The organism is Flavobacterium sp. LM4 (genome assembly GCF_002017935.1).
Lineage (GTDB): Bacteria > Bacteroidota > Bacteroidia > Flavobacteriales > Flavobacteriaceae > Flavobacterium > Flavobacterium chungangense.
The window spans coordinates 3,086,464-3,104,198 of sequence record NZ_MUFW01000001.1; the positions used below are offsets into that span (position 1 = coordinate 3,086,464).

At 34.3% G+C, this 17,735-nt stretch carries 14 protein-coding genes; 8 read left to right on the forward strand and 6 right to left on the reverse strand.

Annotated elements, in window-relative coordinates:
- Positions 1 to 190: 190 nt before the first annotated feature.
- On the forward strand, positions 191 to 3,097 hold the full coding sequence (locus tag BXU10_RS13545; protein ID WP_078227764.1) for an FAD-binding and (Fe-S)-binding domain-containing protein: 2,907 nt from the start codon (positions 191 to 193) through the stop codon (positions 3,095 to 3,097).
- Positions 3,098 to 3,131: 34 nt separating this feature from the next.
- Positions 3,132 to 4,088: a YARHG domain-containing protein gene (locus tag BXU10_RS13550; RefSeq protein ID WP_078227765.1), complete on the forward strand. Its 957-nt coding sequence runs from the start codon at positions 3,132 to 3,134 to the stop codon at positions 4,086 to 4,088.
- Between the two features lie 123 nt (positions 4,089 to 4,211).
- Here BXU10_RS13550 and BXU10_RS13555 read toward each other — a convergent pair whose 3' ends face one another.
- Positions 4,212 to 5,369 carry a Gfo/Idh/MocA family protein gene (locus tag BXU10_RS13555; RefSeq protein ID WP_078227766.1) on the reverse strand — a complete coding sequence of 386 codons (1,158 nt, stop codon included), beginning with the start codon at positions 5,367 to 5,369 and terminating at the stop codon, positions 4,212 to 4,214.
- 83 nt (positions 5,370 to 5,452) lie between these two features.
- Entirely contained in the window at positions 5,453 to 6,607 is a 1,155-nt protein-coding gene (locus tag BXU10_RS13560; protein ID WP_078227767.1) for a Gfo/Idh/MocA family protein, read from the reverse strand.
- Positions 6,608 to 6,915: 308 nt separating this feature from the next.
- Here BXU10_RS13560 and BXU10_RS13565 point away from each other — a divergent pair, with 308 nt between their 5' ends.
- Entirely contained in the window at positions 6,916 to 8,850 is a 1,935-nt protein-coding gene (locus tag BXU10_RS13565) for an amino acid permease (protein WP_078227768.1), read from the forward strand.
- 196 nt (positions 8,851 to 9,046) lie between these two features.
- On the opposite strand, the gene BXU10_RS13570 is transcribed toward BXU10_RS13565, so the two are convergent.
- Positions 9,047 to 10,249, reverse strand: coding sequence for an aminotransferase class I/II-fold pyridoxal phosphate-dependent enzyme (locus BXU10_RS13570; RefSeq protein WP_078227769.1), 1,203 nt, complete (start codon positions 10,247 to 10,249; stop codon positions 9,047 to 9,049).
- A gap of 378 nt (positions 10,250 to 10,627) precedes the next feature.
- On the opposite strand from BXU10_RS13570, the gene BXU10_RS13580 reads away from it, so the two are divergent.
- From BXU10_RS13580 to lpdA, 3 genes are all read left to right on the forward strand, one after another.
- The gene (locus BXU10_RS13580; RefSeq protein ID WP_078227771.1) at positions 10,628 to 11,083 is read left to right on the forward strand and encodes an Lrp/AsnC family transcriptional regulator; all 456 of its coding nucleotides are present in this window, start codon (positions 10,628 to 10,630) and stop codon (positions 11,081 to 11,083) included.
- A 195-nt stretch (positions 11,084 to 11,278) separates the two neighbouring features.
- Positions 11,279 to 11,503 carry a hypothetical protein gene (locus tag BXU10_RS13585; protein WP_078227772.1) on the forward strand — a complete coding sequence of 75 codons (225 nt, stop codon included), beginning with the start codon at positions 11,279 to 11,281 and terminating at the stop codon, positions 11,501 to 11,503.
- Positions 11,504 to 11,882: 379 nt separating this feature from the next.
- Positions 11,883 to 13,286: a dihydrolipoyl dehydrogenase gene (gene lpdA / locus BXU10_RS13590; protein WP_031453701.1), complete on the forward strand. Its 1,404-nt coding sequence runs from the start codon at positions 11,883 to 11,885 to the stop codon at positions 13,284 to 13,286.
- Positions 13,287 to 13,341: 55 nt separating this feature from the next.
- On the opposite strand, the gene BXU10_RS13595 is transcribed toward lpdA, so the two are convergent.
- On the reverse strand, positions 13,342 to 13,995 hold the full coding sequence (locus BXU10_RS13595; RefSeq protein ID WP_078227773.1) for a hypothetical protein: 654 nt from the start codon (positions 13,993 to 13,995) through the stop codon (positions 13,342 to 13,344).
- A 155-nt stretch (positions 13,996 to 14,150) separates the two neighbouring features.
- Between BXU10_RS13595 and BXU10_RS13600 the strand changes: the two genes are divergently transcribed.
- Positions 14,151 to 14,693, forward strand: a complete 543-nt coding sequence (locus tag BXU10_RS13600) for a lipocalin family protein (protein WP_078227774.1) — start codon at positions 14,151 to 14,153, stop codon at positions 14,691 to 14,693.
- A gap of 60 nt (positions 14,694 to 14,753) precedes the next feature.
- Here the strand turns inward: BXU10_RS13600 and BXU10_RS13605 are convergent, their stop codons facing one another.
- A complete protein-coding gene (locus BXU10_RS13605; RefSeq protein WP_078227775.1) occupies positions 14,754 to 15,128 on the reverse strand; it encodes a DoxX family membrane protein in 375 nt (124 codons plus the stop codon).
- A 204-nt stretch (positions 15,129 to 15,332) separates the two neighbouring features.
- Positions 15,333 to 16,244 carry a DUF4349 domain-containing protein gene (locus BXU10_RS13610; RefSeq protein ID WP_078227776.1) on the reverse strand — a complete coding sequence of 304 codons (912 nt, stop codon included), beginning with the start codon at positions 16,242 to 16,244 and terminating at the stop codon, positions 15,333 to 15,335.
- Between the two features lie 188 nt (positions 16,245 to 16,432).
- Between BXU10_RS13610 and BXU10_RS13615 the strand changes: the two genes are divergently transcribed.
- The gene (locus tag BXU10_RS13615; RefSeq protein ID WP_078227999.1) at positions 16,433 to 17,728 is read left to right on the forward strand and encodes an anthranilate synthase component I family protein; all 1,296 of its coding nucleotides are present in this window, start codon (positions 16,433 to 16,435) and stop codon (positions 17,726 to 17,728) included.
- The last annotated feature ends 7 nt before the right edge of the window (positions 17,729 to 17,735 follow it).

Sequence of the window (17,735 nt, forward strand, 5' to 3'; positions counted from 1 at the left end):
ATTAATAAATGCAAAAAATACACTTCCCGAAAAGGCTTGTAGCCAAAATACTGTAGAAGTTCGCAGTATTATGGCATAAACATTGAAAACTCAGTGCCTAATTTTCTTAATTTAGAATAAAAACAAAGGAAATAAGAGTATTTTTGTACCCGAAAAACACATCCGTTTTAGGTTATAAATTCAAATCAGAATGTCAATAATTAAGGAGTTAGAACAACTGTCTGCATCATTAGAAGGAACACTTTTATACGATGATCTTCATAAAACGCTTTATTCAACCGATGCTTCGGTGTACCGAATTAAACCGAATGCCGTAGCTATACCCAAAACAACTGCGGATATTGCCAAACTCATAAAGTTTGCAGCAGATCATAGCATTTCGGTTACGCCAAGAACTGCAGGAACTTCACTGGCAGGACAGGCAGTAGGAGACGGATTGGTAATTGATGTTTCGAAGCATTTTACTAAAATTATTTCGTTTGATGCCGCAAAGAAAACCGTTACCGTTCAGCCCGGTGTTATTCGCGATGAGCTGAATTTATTCTTAAAACCTCACGGTGTATTTTTCGCACCAATCACATCAACCTCAAACCGCGCCATGATTGGCGGAATGGTCGGAAATAACTCTTCGGGAACAACCTCGATTCGATATGGTGTGACGCGTGATAAAATTGCTCAGGTAAAAGCAATTTTGAGCGACGGCTCTGAAGTCGTTTTTAAAGACCTGACTTCGGATGAATTTATAGAAAAAACTAAAGGGGATACTTTAGAAAATAAAATATACAAAAGTGTTTACGAGGAACTTTCAGTAAAAGAAAATCAGGAAGAAATTATAAAGGAGTTTCCAAAACCTGAAATTCACAGAAGAAATACAGGGTATGCGGTTGATATTCTGCTAAAATCGGAATTGTTTGGCGGGAGTGAACCGACAATCAATTTAGGAAAACTGCTTTGCGGAAGTGAAGGAACGCTGGCTTTTACGACCGAAGTGACCTTAAAAGTGGACGATCTGCCACCTGCACACAGTATTATGGTGGTAGGACATTATCATACAATTCAGGAATCGTTGGAATCGGTTGTCGTGGCAATGAAACATCATTTGTACACCTGCGAAATGATTGACGACACAATTTTGGATTGTACGAAAACGAATCGGGAGCACGTAAAAAACAGGTTCTTTTTGCAAGGCGAGCCTAAAGCGATTATGTTGTTTGAAGTGGCAGCGCATACTTTGGAAGATGCCGAAATACAAGCTGATGCCCTGATCGCTGATTTAGAAAAAAACAATTTTGGCTATGCTCAGGTAAAAATTTATGGCGCTGATATCGATAAAGCAAATGAACTGAGAAAAGCCGGACTTGGTCTTTTAGGAAGTATAGTAGGTGACAATAAAGCGGCGGATTCAATTGAGGATACAGCGGTTGAATTGAGCGATTTACCAGCATATATTGCAGAGTTTTCGGCGATGATGTTAAGCCACGGACAGGAAGCGATTTATTATGCACATGCCGGTGCGGGAGAATTGCACTTGCGTCCTGTTTTGAATTTGAAGAAGACCGAAGATTTAAAATTATTCAGAACCATTGCAACGGAAGTAGCACATTTGGTAAAAAAATACAGAGGTTCATTAAGTGGTGAACATGGCGACGGAATTGTACGCGGGGAATTTATTCCGTTTATGATTGGCGAAAAGAATTACGAATTGCTGAAAAGAATCAAACTGGCATTCGATCCGAATTCGGTTTTGAATATCGGGAAGATTGTCAATGCTGGGAAAATGGACGAAAACCATCGGGTAATTTCAGGCAGAGTTGAACCGGATATTAAAACGTTTCAGGATTTCTCAGACAGTTTGGGAATTTTGCGTGCAGCCGAAAAATGCAACGGTTCTGGCGATTGCAGAAAATTACCATCGGCAGGGGGAGCTATGTGTCCGAGTTATCGTGCGACCAAAAATGAAAAGGAAACTACGCGTGCGAGAGCTAATGCACTACGTGAATATTTGACGTATTCTGAAAAAGAAAATAAATTTGACCAGAAAGAATTATACGAAGTTTTTGAGTTGTGTGTAAGCTGTAAAGCCTGTGCCAGCGAATGTCCGAGTAATGTGGACGTAGCAACTTTAAAAGCCGAATTTTTATACCAATACCAAAAAGCAAACGGATTCTCAACCCGAAATAAGATTTTTGCCAACAATGCCAAACTGAACAAAATGGGAAGCAAATTCCCGGCAATTACCAATTTTATTTCGAATCAGTCATTGGTAAAAAAAACAATGGGAATTGCACCGGAAAGACAAGTGCCGTTATTGGCAAAAAAGACTTTTAGGAAATGGTTCGCCAATAATAAACCAATAAAAACTGATTTCCCGAATGGGAGGTTGTATTTATTTGTAGATGAATTCACGAATTATTACGACGTAAATATCGGAATCGATGCTTTCGAATTATTGACTAAATTAGGTTATCAGGTTTTAGTTATCGATCATGAAGAAAGCGGAAGAACATATCTTTCGAAAGGATTTTTGGAAGAAGCTAAGAAAATTGCCAATCACAACGTGAATGTCTTTAAAGATTTGGTTTTAGGAAATGCACCTTTGGTCGGAATTGAACCTTCGGCGATTTTGACTTTTAGGGATGAATATTTACGTTTGGCAGATGATAAGGATGCTGCAGAAAAATTATCCCGAAATGCTTTTACAATTGAAGAATTCTTCAAAAAAGAAATCATCGACGGAAAAATCACTCCTGATTCTTTTTCGGAAGAAACTAAAGAAATCAAAATTCACGGACATTGCCACCAGAAATCATTGAGTTCTGTTGAAGCAACTTTTGCGATGCTGAATTTGCCTAAAAATAACACGGTCACCATTTACAATTCAGGCTGTTGCGGAATGGCGGGATCTTTTGGTTATGAAAAAGAACATTATCAGGTGAGTATGCAGATGGGTGAAGATACTTTATTTCCAAAAGTTCGTAATACAGCCGAAAATGTAAAAATTGCAGCAGCAGGAACGAGTTGTCGTCATCAGATTTATGATGGAACGAGTCGTGAAGCTCAGCATCCGGTAAGTATTTTGCGTAGTTGTTTGAAATAAAAACGGTTTTGAATTATTTAATTAAACCATTATAATGAAGTTTTATTTATACATAATTTTATTTTTTACTTTTTCCCTAAATGGACAAAATAAACTGGATTGTTCTAAATGTTCATCTGAAATTATCGATGAAAATAAATTAAAAAAGGAAGATCTTTTTTCCTTAAAATTATTGAAGAACGAAATTTATGCAAGAAAAGGATATGTATTTTCCAATCCGGAATATTCAGATGTTTTTAAGAAATTCAATTGGTACAATCCAATAAATGACAATAAAAGTATTGTTTACTCAGACATTGAACTAAAGAATATTGCAATTTTAAACCGAAGAATTAATGAAATTTCAGAATTTCTTGAAAAGGAAAAAAATAGTAAATACAAGGCATTTTCGCCTGAAAAAATAAATCAAATTTTTACGAAAGAAAAAAGAAAAGAACTAGGGATTAATTTTAGTATTTGGAAAGTTTACAATTACAAGGACAAAACTGGCGAGTATTATTTGGTGCTGACAGAAGATAAATTTAAGGAGCCTGTTGATGGTAATAATTTTAACAATGCAGTCAGGGCATTAAATTTTAAAATTGAAAATGAGCACTGGACAAAAACTTTCGAAACGAATGATTTTAAAGAAAGTCATGAGCAGAGTATTTGGTTTTGGTCGAGATATATTTATGTTGAAGATTTTGATCATGACGGAATTATCGATCCGATTATAATTTATGGTACTAGCGGACTTAATTTATACGATGATGGGAGAATTAAAATTCTATTGTATTATAAAGGTAAAAAGATAGGTATCCGGATTCAAAATGGAGTTCTTGATGACGAAAGAAATTTTAATGTAGATGCTGACTTTTATAATCTCCCAAAGATAATACAGGAAAAAATTGTAGCGCAAATGTATTTAATGGTCGAAAACAACCACTCTATTTTACCTTACGGATGGCAAAAAAAGATGGCAAAAAAAATGACTTTCATCGCTGAACAGTAATTTAGAAAATCAATTTACATATAATCTAGTATTTGAGTATTAATAAATCTGCATTATCTGCAAGAGAAAATTTATAGTTCCAGATAAAAATCTATGCTTATCTCTTTAAACAGTAGCAAAAAATTACTTCAAGCTTACTTTTTTCCCTGTTTCAGCGGCTTTATAGATGGCCTTGATGACTTTTATGTCTTTTAGTCCTTCTTCACCAGTGATGTGATTGGGGAGTTTTTTATTTTCTAAAATGAACTTACAAATTTCATCCATTTGAGTCTGCTGCTGGTTTATCACGGGGAATTTCAATTCTTTTTCAGATGTTTTTCCTTTAAAAGGGCCATAACTCAAAGCGGGACTCAACTCGAATGAACCTTCATCTGCTGATGCATACAATCTGTCAATATTGTAATTAACAGAAGTATTACAATTTGCAACAGCCCCGCTTGGAAACTCCATTTGCCATGAAATACTTTCTTCTGTTTCAGAAAAAATTTGTTTGTTATATACCGTGCCAAATTGTGCCGTTACGGCAATTGGTTCTTCGCCCAAAATATAACGGCTGGCCTGAATACAATAAACCCCTAAATCCATTAAAGGTCCGCCACCGGATAATTTTTTATTAAGCCTCCATTCATTTCGGTCACTGAAATTCACAGTGCTTTTTGTATCAAGTGGATCATGTATTTTATAACCAAGGGAAGCTTCTATAAAACGTACTTGTCCAAAAACTTTTTCCTGCCCCATTCGTTTAATTTCTAAGTGAGTTGGTTCGTAATGCAAACGATAACCAATCGCTAATTGAACATTATTTTCATTACAGGTTTTGATCATCTCTTCACAATCTTTGACAGAAATTGCCATAGGTTTTTCTGTAATTACATGTTTGCCGGCTTTTGCAGCACGAATTGTAAAATCTTTATGGAGTCCGTTTGGTGTTACAACATAGACCAAGTCAATGTCTTTGTTTTTTATAATTTCATCGAAGTTCTCGTAGTTATAAATATTCTTATCAGGAATGTTATACTGGCTCTTCCATTTTACAGCTTTTGCCTGAGTTCCCGTAACTATTCCTGCAAGAGTGCAATACTCAGAAATCTGAATTCCTTTTGCCAGCATTGAGGCATAATTACCAAGACCACACAATGCAATGTTTAATTTTTTCCCGGTGTCTGGAATTTTATTCACTTCCGGTGCCGATAAAAACGAAGGCAGCGTTGTTACAATCACCGAAGCACCAACTCCCATCCCAAATTTATTTACAAATGAACGTCTTGAAATTTTCGCCATAAATTTACTTTAAATTAGTATTGATTTATAAGTAAACCATTTCTGTAAAATGTTACAAAGGAGAGGTTATAAAATGTTTCTGGTTAGCTTAATGAGACTTTGTTTCCTGTTTCAGCAGCTTTGTAAATTGCATTAATAATCTTAATGTCTTTCAATCCTTCTTCTCCTCTAATATGGTCCGGAAGTTTTTTGTTTTCCAATAATAATTTAGAAATTTCATCCAATTGTCTTTGCTGTTGTTTGATTGGTGGAAATTTTAGAGGTCCTTTAGAGGTCTTTCCTTCATAGGGGCCATAACTCAAGCCCGGACTTAATTCAAAAGAACCATAATCGGCTGATGCATAAGTCTTGTCAATGTTGTAACCACAGGAAGTATTGCCATTAGCCATTGCACCGCTGGGAAATACCATTTGCCAGGAGATACTTTCTTCCGTTTCTGAAAATCTGTTTTTATCATTTATCGTTCCAAACTGAGCAGTAACCGAAATGGGTTCTTCTCCTAAAATATAACGGCTTGCCTGAATGCAATAAATTCCCAAATCCATTAAAGGACCTCCGCCGGATAATTTTTTGTTGAGTCTCCAGTTGGCAGGACTATTTATATCTACGGGCTTTTTGGCAATGGTATCATAAGTTTTATATCCGAGAGATGATTCTATATATCGTACTTGTCCGAAAACTTTCTCTTGCCCTAATCGCTTAATTTCTAAATGCGTCGGTTCGTAATGCAAACGATATCCAATGGCCAGCTGAACTTTATTATCGTTACAGGCTTTGATCATTTCTTCGCATTCTTTTACAGTAATTGCCATTGGTTTTTCAGTGATAACATGTTTTCCTGCTTTGGCAGAACGGATAACAAAATCTTTATGAAGACTATTAGGCAGGATTACATAAACCATGTCAATATCTTTATTCTTTATAATCTCATCGAAATTTTCATAATTGTAGATGTTCTTATTGGGAATATTGTATTTTTCTTTCCATTTAATGGCTTTTGAAGGCGTTCCTGTTACTATTCCGGCAAGATGGCAATATTCAGAACCCTGCATGGACTCTGCTACTATGTTGGCATAAATTCCTAAGCCGCACAGGGCAAGATTTATTTTTTTTCCGGTATACGGCAGGTTATCCGGTTCAGGTGCAGATAAAAATGAAGGAAGGGTTGTTACTATAACGGAAGCACCAACACCAATTCCAAATTTATTTACAAATGAGCGTCTTGTGATTTTTTCCATAAAATTATTCTTTTGGTTAAATACTAACTTGTTAGTAAAGCTGTTTGTGAGAATGTTACATTTGTGTTCGTGTAAGCTACTCATACGTATCGAATTAGCATCAAATTAAAGAATTATAATGGTCTAGTCCTAAAAAAGTGCTACATATTATTGAGAAAAAGATTAAGAAAAATTGTGCAATTCATGGTGAAAAAAATCTCACATAAACAAAATCGTTTTATATATTTGATTTCAGGATAATTTTTGCATTATTTGCAAAATAAAAGCGTAAAGTCTGAAATATATTAATTTTAAAACCAGAACCACATATGGCGTTATCAGGTTTATTCCGCAAAAAAACAGTACAGGATATTCTGAATCAAGTTGCAAAGAACGAAGCAGATGGACACAATGCATTAGGAAAGCACTTAACAACAAGGGATCTAACAGCATTTGGAATTGCAGCTATTGTTGGTGCAGGAATTTTTAGCACCATCGGAAAAGCCAGTGCTGATGGCGGACCCGCTGTTATTTTTCTGTTTCTTTTTACAGCTTTAGCATGTAGTTTTGCAGCTTTTGCTTATGCCGAATTTGCTTCGATGGTTCCGGTTTCAGGAAGTGCTTACACTTATTCTTATGTAGCTTTCGGCGAATTAATAGCCTGGATTATTGGCTGGGCTTTAATTATGGAATATGCCGTAGGAAATATAACGGTTGCCATATCCTGGAGTGATTATTTTACGGGACTGCTCCAAAGTGGCGGTATTCGTTTGCCACAATGGATTCAGATGGATTATTTAACCGCTTCAAACGGTTTTAAAGATGCTATGGCCTTAATGCAGGGAGGAAAATCTTTTGAAAATTTAGATTCAGGATTGCAGGCGGCATATATGGCCTGGACTACGGCACCAACGATTGGTTCTTTTCATTTTGTTGCCGATTTACCAGCTTTGTTTATTATCGTTTTAATTACCGCTTTGGTATACAGAGGAATGAAAGAATCCCGTAATGCCAGTAACTTAATGGTAGTTGTGAAACTTTGTATTGTACTTTTAGTAATTGCAGTTGGAGCTTTTTATGTTGATACAGCCAATTGGGACCCGTTTGCACCAAATGGTGTAGGTGGTGTTTTAAAAGGGGTTTCAGCGGTTTTCTTTGCCTACATTGGTTTTGATGCGATTTCAACAACGGCAGAAGAATGTAAAAATCCACAACGTGATTTACCACGCGGAATGATGTGGGCTATTATTATCTGTACAATTTTATATATTGCTATAGCCTTGGTTTTAACCGGAATGGTACGTTATAATGAATTGAATGTTGGTGATCCTCTGGCATTTGTTTTTGAAAAATTAGACTTAAAATGGATGTCAGGAATTATCGCTGTAAGTGCTGTAATTGCAATGGCTAGCGTTTTGTTGGTTTTTCAAATGGGGCAGCCAAGAATCTGGATGAGTATGAGCCGTGATGGTTTATTGCCTAAGAAATTTTCTACTGTACATCCAAAATTCAAAACGCCTTCTTTTGCTACAATTGTTACAGGTTTTGTAGTAGCAGTACCGGCTTTATTCTTAAACTTAACGATGGTAACAGATTTGTGCAGTATCGGAACCTTATTTGCTTTTGTATTGGTTTGTGCGGGAGTTTTGGTATTGCAGAACAAGCCGGAAATTCCAAGAGGAAAATTCAAAACACCATATGTAAACTCAAAATATATTTTGCCGGTTTTAATAATCTCCGGATTGTATTATGCTTTTACTTTCAACAATAAGGCAACTGTGGCTTTTATTAATAATGAAGCACAGACATTTGATGCAACAACAATTATTACATCCTTAAATAAAGAAGAATCTGCAAAAGTTTTAAATTATTTAGAAAATATTGATGTTAAAAATAAAACTGCCGAAACCTCAGATTTAGAACATTTATTGAGCCAATATCAGGACGACGAAGCTAAATATGCCGAAGTTGTAAAAGGTCTTCCAGTCAATGATTCTCTAAAATACGAATCAGGCTTCAGTTTATTCAAACACAAAATTCCAATGTGGATTTTTCTTTTTGTTCTGGTTGGATTAGCTGTTTGGGCATTCAGAAAAAATTTGTCTTTAATTCCGCTTTTGGGTTTAATCTGCTGTCTCTATATGATGGCAGAATTAAGCGTGTGGAACTGGATTTACTTTACAATCTGGTTACTAATCGGGTTATTGATTTACTTTACTTATAGCAGAAAAAATAGTAAACTGAACTTTGTAGTAAAGGTATAAGTTTAGGGTTATGAATTATAAATGGAAAGCCTTTCTGAGATTGGTCAGAACGGCTTTTTTATTTTTTTAACGCAGAATCTGCAGATTAACGCAGACTTTAATAGATTTTTTATAAACACATATTATAAATCTGCTTTAAAAAAAACTTAGCGATTCTCTGCGAAAACCACTCCGTGTATCTTTGTGAAATAACGTTTTACAAAACCCCAAGCTCCACCATACAAGCCTTCATCATCTCATAAGTACGCTGAATATCATTATCCAATCCAATCGAGAACCGAATCAAACCATCCGTCAGTCCCATTTCGTGTTGTTCTTCCAGCGGAATCTCACTAGAAGTCGAAGTTCCCGGCGCGCTGAATAACGTTTTATAAAATCCTAAACTGACTGCCAGATATCCCAAATTTCTATCCTGCATTAACTCCATCAATTCATTTGCCTTCGCTAAAGTTCCAACATCAATAGTCAGCATTCCGCCAAAGCCGTATTCTGGATTTATCATGGTTTTATACAATTCATGACTCGGGTGACTTTTCAATCCTGGATAAACCGTTTTTAAGCCGTCACTTTCAAATTTTTCAGCCAGATAAGCTGCATTGTGACTATGTTGTTTAATTCGAATATGAAGCGTTCTTAAATTTTTCATAACACTTGCAGAACGCAGACTGTCCATCGTTGGGCCTAAAAGCATACTTGCTCCGGAGTTTACATTCTTCAGCGAATTAATAAATTCTTTCGATGCACAGGTCACACCGCCAACAGTGTCACTACTTCCGTTAATGTATTTCGTTAGACTATGAATTACAATATCAGCACCCAATTTTGCCGGAGAAACAGATAAAGGCGAAAACGTATTATCAACAACTAATTTTAGATTGTGCTTTTTAGCAATTTTTGCTAACCCGCCAATATCAGCTACTTCCAAAAGCGGATTACTTACAGTTTCACAATACAAAACTTTAGTTTTAGAAGTAATTGCATCTTCAACAACATCCAGTTTGGTAATGTCAACAAAACTTGTTTCAATACCAAAACGAGGCGTAAAATTCTTCAAAAAAGCATATGTTCCGCCATAAATCGTTCTGCTGGAAACAATGTGGTCGCCTGAACCGCACAATTGCAATAGAGTAGGCGTAATCGCTCCCATTCCTGAAGCCGAAACATTTGCCGTTTCTGTTCCTTCCATCGCTGCCAAAGCCTGATCCAGGTACAAATTACTTGGAGACGAATGACGCGAATATAAATAACAGCCTTCCATGTTTCCTTCAAAAGTATCAAACATCGTTTTTGCCGAAAGGAAAGTATAAGTCGAAGAATCAGAAATCGATGGATTCACTCCTCCAAATTCCCCAAAGTATTGCAAATCCTGAATTTTATCTGCCGGATTAAAGTTTTTCATTTTTATGTCATTGCGAGGAACGAAGCAATCTCATCCTCAGGTTAGTATTTGTTATTTTTTGATTAAAATAGATTTTGGAATTGACTTTTGACATTGCAATTGATTTTTGCAATTGTTTAGAAGCTATTTCCTGCTGTTCCTTCCAATCTTTTGTGGCGAACCCCGCCACAAAAGGATTTCCCTTCCCATCAGGGCTAGTGCACCCGTTTTCAAAAGAAATCCTATTCAAAATAACAGTTTATTAGAAAATTAATCAATTATTATGATTATAATTAGATTTTAAAATTATTAAAATTAATTAATGTAGATTATTTGTCTAAATTTGATTTAGAAAACCCAAATCAATAGATTTTCTTTCATCTTATAAAATCAACAAAAATGACTTTAGACACCACTGATAAAAAACTTCTGGTTTTATTACAAACCGACAGTAAAAAAACAACCAAAGAATTGTCCTTAAAACTCAACCTTTCGGTAACGGCTGTTTATGAACGTATAAAAAAGTTAGAGCGCGAAGGGATAATCAAAAACTATGTAGCGTTGGTCGATAAATCCAAAATCGAAAAAGGATTTGTAGTGTTCTGTCATTTAAAACTCATTCAGCATACCAAAGAATTCCTGACCAAATTCGAGAGTGAAGTCATCAAACTCAACGAAGTTTTAGAATGTCATCACGTAAGTGGCGATTACGATTATATATTAAAAGTATTAGTAAAAGACATGGAAGAATACAGAGAATTTCTGGTAACTAAACTAACCACTTTACAGCATATTGGAAGCACACAAAGTATGTTTATGATCAGCGAAGTGAAGAATTCGACGGTGATTTTCTAAGATTCTAACTTTAAACTACAATGTTTAGAGGGCAAAAAAATTTTATTTCAGGTTTCAGTTTCATCACTTTGCTTAGCAAAAAAATCTAAATAAAACTTTGCGAATCTTTACGTAAGCCGTTATGATTTTTGCGGTAAATTCACGGACCAAATTCACAACTAAAAAGCATTAAATTTGATTTAAAATGCTACGACAATGGAAACGAAAGAATTAAGACGTAAACTCATAAAAGATTTTGGAAAATTCATCGAAGACGATTCGAAATTAGAAATTTTAGAAAGTTTTTTGATGCCATTAGTCATGATGAAAAAAAGTCAATTGTTTCCGATTCCCATTATGATTTGGATGCTGAAGAAAGAGAAAAATATATTTCTGGAGAAAATCAGTCCGGTTCTTGGGAAGAAACCGAAAATCGCCTGAATGCGAAATATGGCTTTTAAGATTACTATTTTACCATTAGCAGAAAAAGAAATCGACGAATCTATTGAATTTTAGGAAAGCAGAAGTAAAGGTTTTTTGTAATTATTCATTCTGTTTTTCATACATCAAGAAATCCTCAAAGAAAACCCTGAGTTTTAACGTTGATAAAATCTGTCAAATTTTCCCGATATAAATTTTCCTATTTTTGAAAATCAATTTACAGGATTTTATAAACTTCAAATTCCTTAATCAAAAATCAAAAAAGAATCACTTTCTTTTCAAAAACTAAAGAAATCATAACAAAAAACCTTAAGCTTTAAACTTTAAACAAAACTTTATTCCTTAATTTTGTAACGCTAAAATAAAAAATAGAAAAACTATGAGTTCATTTGACGTAGTCATTATAGGTTCAGGTCCTGGCGGATATGTATCAGCAATTCGTTGCGCACAATTAGGTTTCAAAACTGCAATTGTAGAAAAGTATAACTCTTTGGGCGGAACCTGTCTTAATGTAGGTTGTATTCCTTCAAAAGCATTGTTATCATCTTCTCACCATTATGCGGAAATTGCACACTTTGCAGATCACGGAATCGAAGTTTCGGGTGATGTAAAAATCAATTTAGAGAAAATGATTGCCCGTAAGCAAGCAGTTGTAGACCAAACAGCAGGCGGAGTAAACTACTTAATGGATAAAAATAAAATCACTGTTTTTAATGGTTTGGGTTCTTTCGTAGACGCAACTCATATTTCTGTTGCAAAAGCTGACGGAACATCAGAAACTATCGAAGCAAAATATACTGTTATTGCAACAGGATCAAAACCATCTTCTTTGCCATTTATCAAAATTGATAAAGAAAGAATCATTACTTCTACTGAAGCTTTAGCTTTAAAAGAAGTTCCAAAACACTTGGTTATTATTGGTGGTGGAGTTATCGGAATCGAGCTTGGACAAGTTTACCTTCGTTTAGGAGCTCAGGTTTCTGTAGTAGAATTCATGGACAGAATTATTCCGGGAATGGACGGAGCGCTTTCTAAAGAATTAACTAAAGTATTGAAAAAACAAGGAATGAAATTCTATGTTTCTCACAAAGTAAAATCAGTTGAAAGAAACGGTGATGCTGTTACTGTTCAGGCTGAAAATGCAAAAGGAGAAACAATCACTCTTGAAGGAGATTATTCATTAGTTTCTGTTGGCCGTCGTCCGTACACAGACGGGTTAAACGCTGATAAAGCTGGAGTTAAAATCTCAGACAGAGGACAGGTAGAAGTAAACGATCATTTACAAACCAGTGTTCCAAATATCTACGCTATTGGTGATGTTGTTCGTGGAGCGATGTTAGCACATAAAGCCGAAGAAGAAGGAACTATGGTTGCTGAAATTTTAGCAGGTCAAAAACCACATATTGATTATAACTTAATTCCTGGTGTAGTGTACACTTGGCCGGAAGTTGCTGCAGTTGGACAAACTGAAGAGCAATTAAAAGCTGCCGGAGTTAAATACAAATCAGGAAGTTTCCCATTCAAAGCGTTAGGACGTGCAAGAGCAAGTGCTGACTTAGACGGATTTGTAAAAATCCTTGCTGATGAGAAAACAGATGAGGTTTTAGGAGTTCATATGATTGGGGCACGTACAGCTGATTTAATTGCTGAAGCGGTTACTGCAATGGAATTCAAAGCTTCAGCTGAAGATATTTCAAGAATGAGCCACGCACATCCAACTTTTGCGGAAGCGATAAAAGAAGCAGCATTAGCTGCTACTGAAAACAGAGCTATACACGTATAATATTTTACGTAAATCATATTTTTAGAAAACCGTCAGAATTCATCTGGCGGTTTTTTTATTGTTTTACTATTTTGAAAATATAATATGTTTCCTTGTTTTTTGTATAAACACTATAAGTCAGATTATCTTCATTGTATAGTTTATATAAATATTTTTCGCCTTTAATGCTTAAATTTTTTCTGGATACATTATCACTTTCAATAAATTCCAATTCGAACTCGCAATTGCCTTTGTTTTTATAGCGTAGTTTTGAAAAAGTATTGTCTGAAAATTTTTCTACCCATAAATTATCTTTTAAAGTAACTTCTACTTTATTGCCATCATTTTCGACATAATAATACTTCGAAGTTTTACTGAAATTATTACATTCTTCTTTTGATATGATTTGTAAAGGTCTTTCATTTTGCATCGACCAGGTACTCTCAGGTGATTTATTTGGAAAAAGTGCAACAAATTCATTGCAGTCTTTTTGCAATCTATAAAAGATTTGCGCAAATATTTTTTCTTGAATAATAGTGTCTTTAAATTTTGATAAATAGGGAGTAATGTGAGAATTATTGATAGTATTAATTCGAATTTCGTTATTTAAATTTTTGTCTTGAACTAATGATTTGCATATTTCATTATTTAGTGAATCTACAGCCTTGGTATACTGTGATCTGGAATAAGAAGAATAAAACAGAATAATGAGAAAAATGTATGTTTTCATTTTTAGAGATTGATTAGTTATCAAATATAATTTTTTTGTTAGAATAGTATAAACTTTTTAAAATTAATGTTTTAACATGTAAGCCTTAAGTGAAATTTTGTAAAGAAAATATGCTTTTGGGATATTATCTTTAGAAGAAATAAAAAGAGAATATTATGAAAAACAGATATATAGTTCCAGTTTTGATTGGAGCAGGAATCTTATTAGCCTTGTACTCATGTGGAGGAGGAATTCCGAAGAAAGCAACTGCTATAACAAATTTTGACAGCGCAAAATATCTTGGTAAATGGTATGAAATCGCCAGATTAGATCATAAATGGGAAAGGGGTTTAGACAACGTGACTGCTGAGTATACTTTAAACGAAGACAAAACAATAAAAGTTGATAATAAGGGCTATGATTTTAAAAAAGGCAAATGGCAGCAGAGCATAGGCAAAGCTAAATTTGTTGGAAAAGAAAATATTGGCATGCTGAAGGTTTCATTTTTTGGTCCTTTTTATTCGGGGTATAATGTCATTGCAATTGATGAGGATTATAAATATGCTCTTGTTGCCGGAGAAAGTTTAAAATATATGTGGATACTTTCAAGAGAAAAAATAATTCCGGAAAATGTCAAAACGGATTTTCTTATGATAGCCCTTGAAATTGGCTATAAGACATCTGATTTGGTTTGGGTAAAGCATGAGAAGGCAAATTAAAAATAAACCCGACAGATTTTAAAGTCTGTCGGGGCTTTGTATTTTGAATTAAAATCTGGATCATGGAGTAAATACACTTTTATAGTTATCCCAATATCTGTAGATCAAAAATAAGTTAGCTAAGAATAATAATCCGGCAATCGGAAGACCTTCAGGTGCAAGGAAATAATTGATAAACAAGATGTTTACGGTTATAGGTAAAATCAAAATATTGGCTAATGATACAAAACGACCTGTGACGAAAGCTATTCCGCAAAGTAATTCAATAGATTTTGCCAAAGGGAGTAAATACGTTGAGGCAACTAAGCCTATATTAAAAGCCTTAAAATTACCGGTAGTTTCAGGTTCCGGGAAAAGATGAAAAAAATATCCAACAGAAGAAACAAGTAACAAAAGACCAATCAGAACGCGGACAATAATAGTAGCAATTTTCATAATACTTAGGATTTTTTAAGGTTAAAAAATATAAATAAGCTATTGGAAAAGATACAAACTGAAAGTCTCAAATTAAATCACAAATATATTTTTTGTGGTATTTTTTAAGAATTTTATAATTAAACAAATCTAATTTTAGGATTGGTTTAATTATATATCAAATATAATAAATTTTTTCTTATGAAAATGCTAATTTATTGCCGATTAATGTTTCTTCAGATACTTCTTGTAAAGGAAAAATCCGCCAATGCTTATTAAGATAAATGGCCACAGATTAACGAAGAAAACTAAGATTGACTGTAAAATATACCAGCCGCTTTTTAGGGAGTCTATTATCTGGATTCCAAGGTTTGGTTTGTAAGCAGCAGGATCTTTTTCACCGGCAATTATTTCTTGCTTTATTGTTTCGTTTTGATAAAGTTGTAAAGTTACCGTGCTGAAATTAATTTGATCCTGAAGTGATAAATTATCAATAGTGCGATTATCGTTTGCTTCTTTTTGGTTTGCCAAAATATTCTCTGCTTCCATAATATCATTGATTTTTTTGCCCTTCTCGTCAATTGCTTTTTCGACTCTTTTTTCGGTATTGGTACTTCTTTTTTGAGAAAGCTGATTTGATAATAATTTCAGTGAAACATCATCGGCTTTGATTACTCTGAAATCAAGGAAGTCAATTTGTTTGGCAATAGTTTTGATAACCGTATCGAGCTGTGTATTGGGAACGCGGATTGTAATGTTGTTTTCTACTGTAAATTTAGTAGTTTCAAGTGTGCTGTCCTGACTGATTTTGGTTTTAATCTGATTCTGAATAGTACTTTGTAAATTGGTATAGGTAACAAACCCACCAAATTTTTGGGTAGCATTTTCAATTGCATAAGTTGACCTGACGACGTTTTTAACCTTGAATTTGATATCAGCAGTTCGAATGAATTTCTGTTTGCTGTCTTTTTTTTCGACTGCTGCCGATGATGAAATAGCTGTGCTGGATAAAACAGCTGTACTGTCGGTTGTTGCGTAATCTGCTTTTTCTTCTGCTGTTGTATCTGCTTTTTTGCAGGAAAATAATACTGCGGTAACAACTAAGGTGGTCAAACCTAATTTTGCAATTGTTTTCATAAAGTTTTTAAATGTTGATTAATAAATGTTTTTGTATAAAGGGTAAGTAATGTTTAAACCAAACGGCAAGAAAAGTTTTAAGAATTACTGTTAATTCGATATACTAAAAAGTGTGCCAATATTTTTTTGATATTACTTATTGAAGGAATTTTTTTGTCGTAATTTTGAAATCTAAAATTGATTCATTTTTGAGAGTTTCCATTCACAAGCACATTCCGGATCCGGGGCAGTTTAAGCAACAGCTTTTAAGTTGGTCACAACAATTTCGAGAGGTTATTTTTTTGGATAGCAATACTTATCCGCAAGAATATTCCAACTTCGATTGTATGATGGCTGTTGATGCTTTTACATCTTTAAAAACAGATTTTCATAATGCGTTTGAGGATTTAAAACAGTATCAGCAAACTACAAAAGACTGGCTTTTTGGTTATTTGTCTTATGATCTTAAAAATGATACAGAATCTTTAAAATCATCCAATTTTGACGGACTGTACTTTCCGGATTTGTTTTTCTTTCAGCCTAAAAAGATTTTTTTATTGAAAGAAAACCATCTTGAAATCAGCTATTTGTCGCTTTGTGATGATGAGGTTGAAGAGGATTTTGAGGAAATTATTCAAAGTAAAAATGATTCTTTCGAAACGTTGGACAGAGTACAAGTGCAACAACGAATTTCAAAAGAATTATATCTTCAAAAAGTAACAAAAATGCTGGAACACATTCACGCAGGTGATATGTACGAAGCTAATTTTTGTATGGAATTTTTTGCCGAAAATGCCGTTATCAATCCATTGGAAAAATTTCAAAAACTGAATGAGATTTCAAAAGCGCCTTTTTCGGTTTTCTTTAAAAACAATAAACAGTTTTTGCTTTCTGCTTCTCCGGAACGTTATCTTAAAAAAACGGGGGATACCATTATTTCACAGCCGATAAAAGGCACCTCAAAACGATTTTCAGATTTGATTCAGGATGAAGAATCAAAACAAAATCTTGAAAACGATGGAAAAGAACGTGCTGAAAATATCATGATAACCGATTTGGTTCGAAATGATTTATCGCACACAGCACAAAAAGGTTCAGTAGAAGTTAAGGAACTCTGCAAAATTTATTCCTTCTTGCAGGTACATCAAATGATTTCTACAGTAACTTCAAAATTACATCCTAAATATTCTCCTGTAGATGTTTTAAAAACAACTTTTCCAATGGGAAGTATGACGGGTGCTCCAAAAATTTCGGTAATGAAAATTATTGAAAATCTTGAGGAAACCAAGCGTGGTTTGTATAGTGGAGCAGTTGGTTACTTTTCACCCGAAGGAGATTTTGATTTTAATGTAGTGATTAGGAGTATTTTGTATAATCAGGAAAATAAATACGTCTCGTTTTCCGTTGGAAGTGCTATTACAGCGCAATCTGTACCTGAAAAAGAATATGAAGAATGTTTATTAAAGGCCAAAGCAATGTCTGAGGTATTATCAGGTTTAATTTGAAAATAAT

What these genes read in the sequence shown, in the direction of transcription:
- BXU10_RS13580 (WP_078227771.1), top strand. Translation starts at nt 10,628, where the DNA reads ATGACTTTAGACACCACTGATAAAAAACTTCTGGTTTTATTACAAACC.
- BXU10_RS13595 (WP_078227773.1), bottom strand. Translation starts at nt 13,995, where the DNA reads ATGAAAACATACATTTTTCTCATTATTCTGTTTTATTCTTCTTATTCC.
- BXU10_RS13555 (WP_078227766.1), bottom strand. Translation starts at nt 5,369, where the DNA reads ATGGCGAAAATTTCAAGACGTTCATTTGTAAATAAATTTGGGATGGGA.
- BXU10_RS13545 (WP_078227764.1), top strand. Translation starts at nt 191, where the DNA reads ATGTCAATAATTAAGGAGTTAGAACAACTGTCTGCATCATTAGAAGGA.
- BXU10_RS13585 (WP_078227772.1), top strand. Translation starts at nt 11,279, where the DNA reads ATGGAAACGAAAGAATTAAGACGTAAACTCATAAAAGATTTTGGAAAA.
- BXU10_RS13565 (WP_078227768.1), top strand. Translation starts at nt 6,916, where the DNA reads ATGGCGTTATCAGGTTTATTCCGCAAAAAAACAGTACAGGATATTCTG.
- BXU10_RS13570 (WP_078227769.1), bottom strand. Translation starts at nt 10,249, where the DNA reads ATGAAAAACTTTAATCCGGCAGATAAAATTCAGGATTTGCAATACTTT.
- BXU10_RS13560 (WP_078227767.1), bottom strand. Translation starts at nt 6,607, where the DNA reads ATGGAAAAAATCACAAGACGCTCATTTGTAAATAAATTTGGAATTGGT.
- BXU10_RS13605 (WP_078227775.1), bottom strand. Translation starts at nt 15,128, where the DNA reads ATGAAAATTGCTACTATTATTGTCCGCGTTCTGATTGGTCTTTTGTTA.
- BXU10_RS13550 (WP_078227765.1), top strand. Translation starts at nt 3,132, where the DNA reads ATGAAGTTTTATTTATACATAATTTTATTTTTTACTTTTTCCCTAAAT.
- BXU10_RS13610 (WP_078227776.1), bottom strand. Translation starts at nt 16,244, where the DNA reads ATGAAAACAATTGCAAAATTAGGTTTGACCACCTTAGTTGTTACCGCA.
- lpdA (WP_031453701.1), top strand. Translation starts at nt 11,883, where the DNA reads ATGAGTTCATTTGACGTAGTCATTATAGGTTCAGGTCCTGGCGGATAT.
- BXU10_RS13600 (WP_078227774.1), top strand. Translation starts at nt 14,151, where the DNA reads ATGAAAAACAGATATATAGTTCCAGTTTTGATTGGAGCAGGAATCTTA.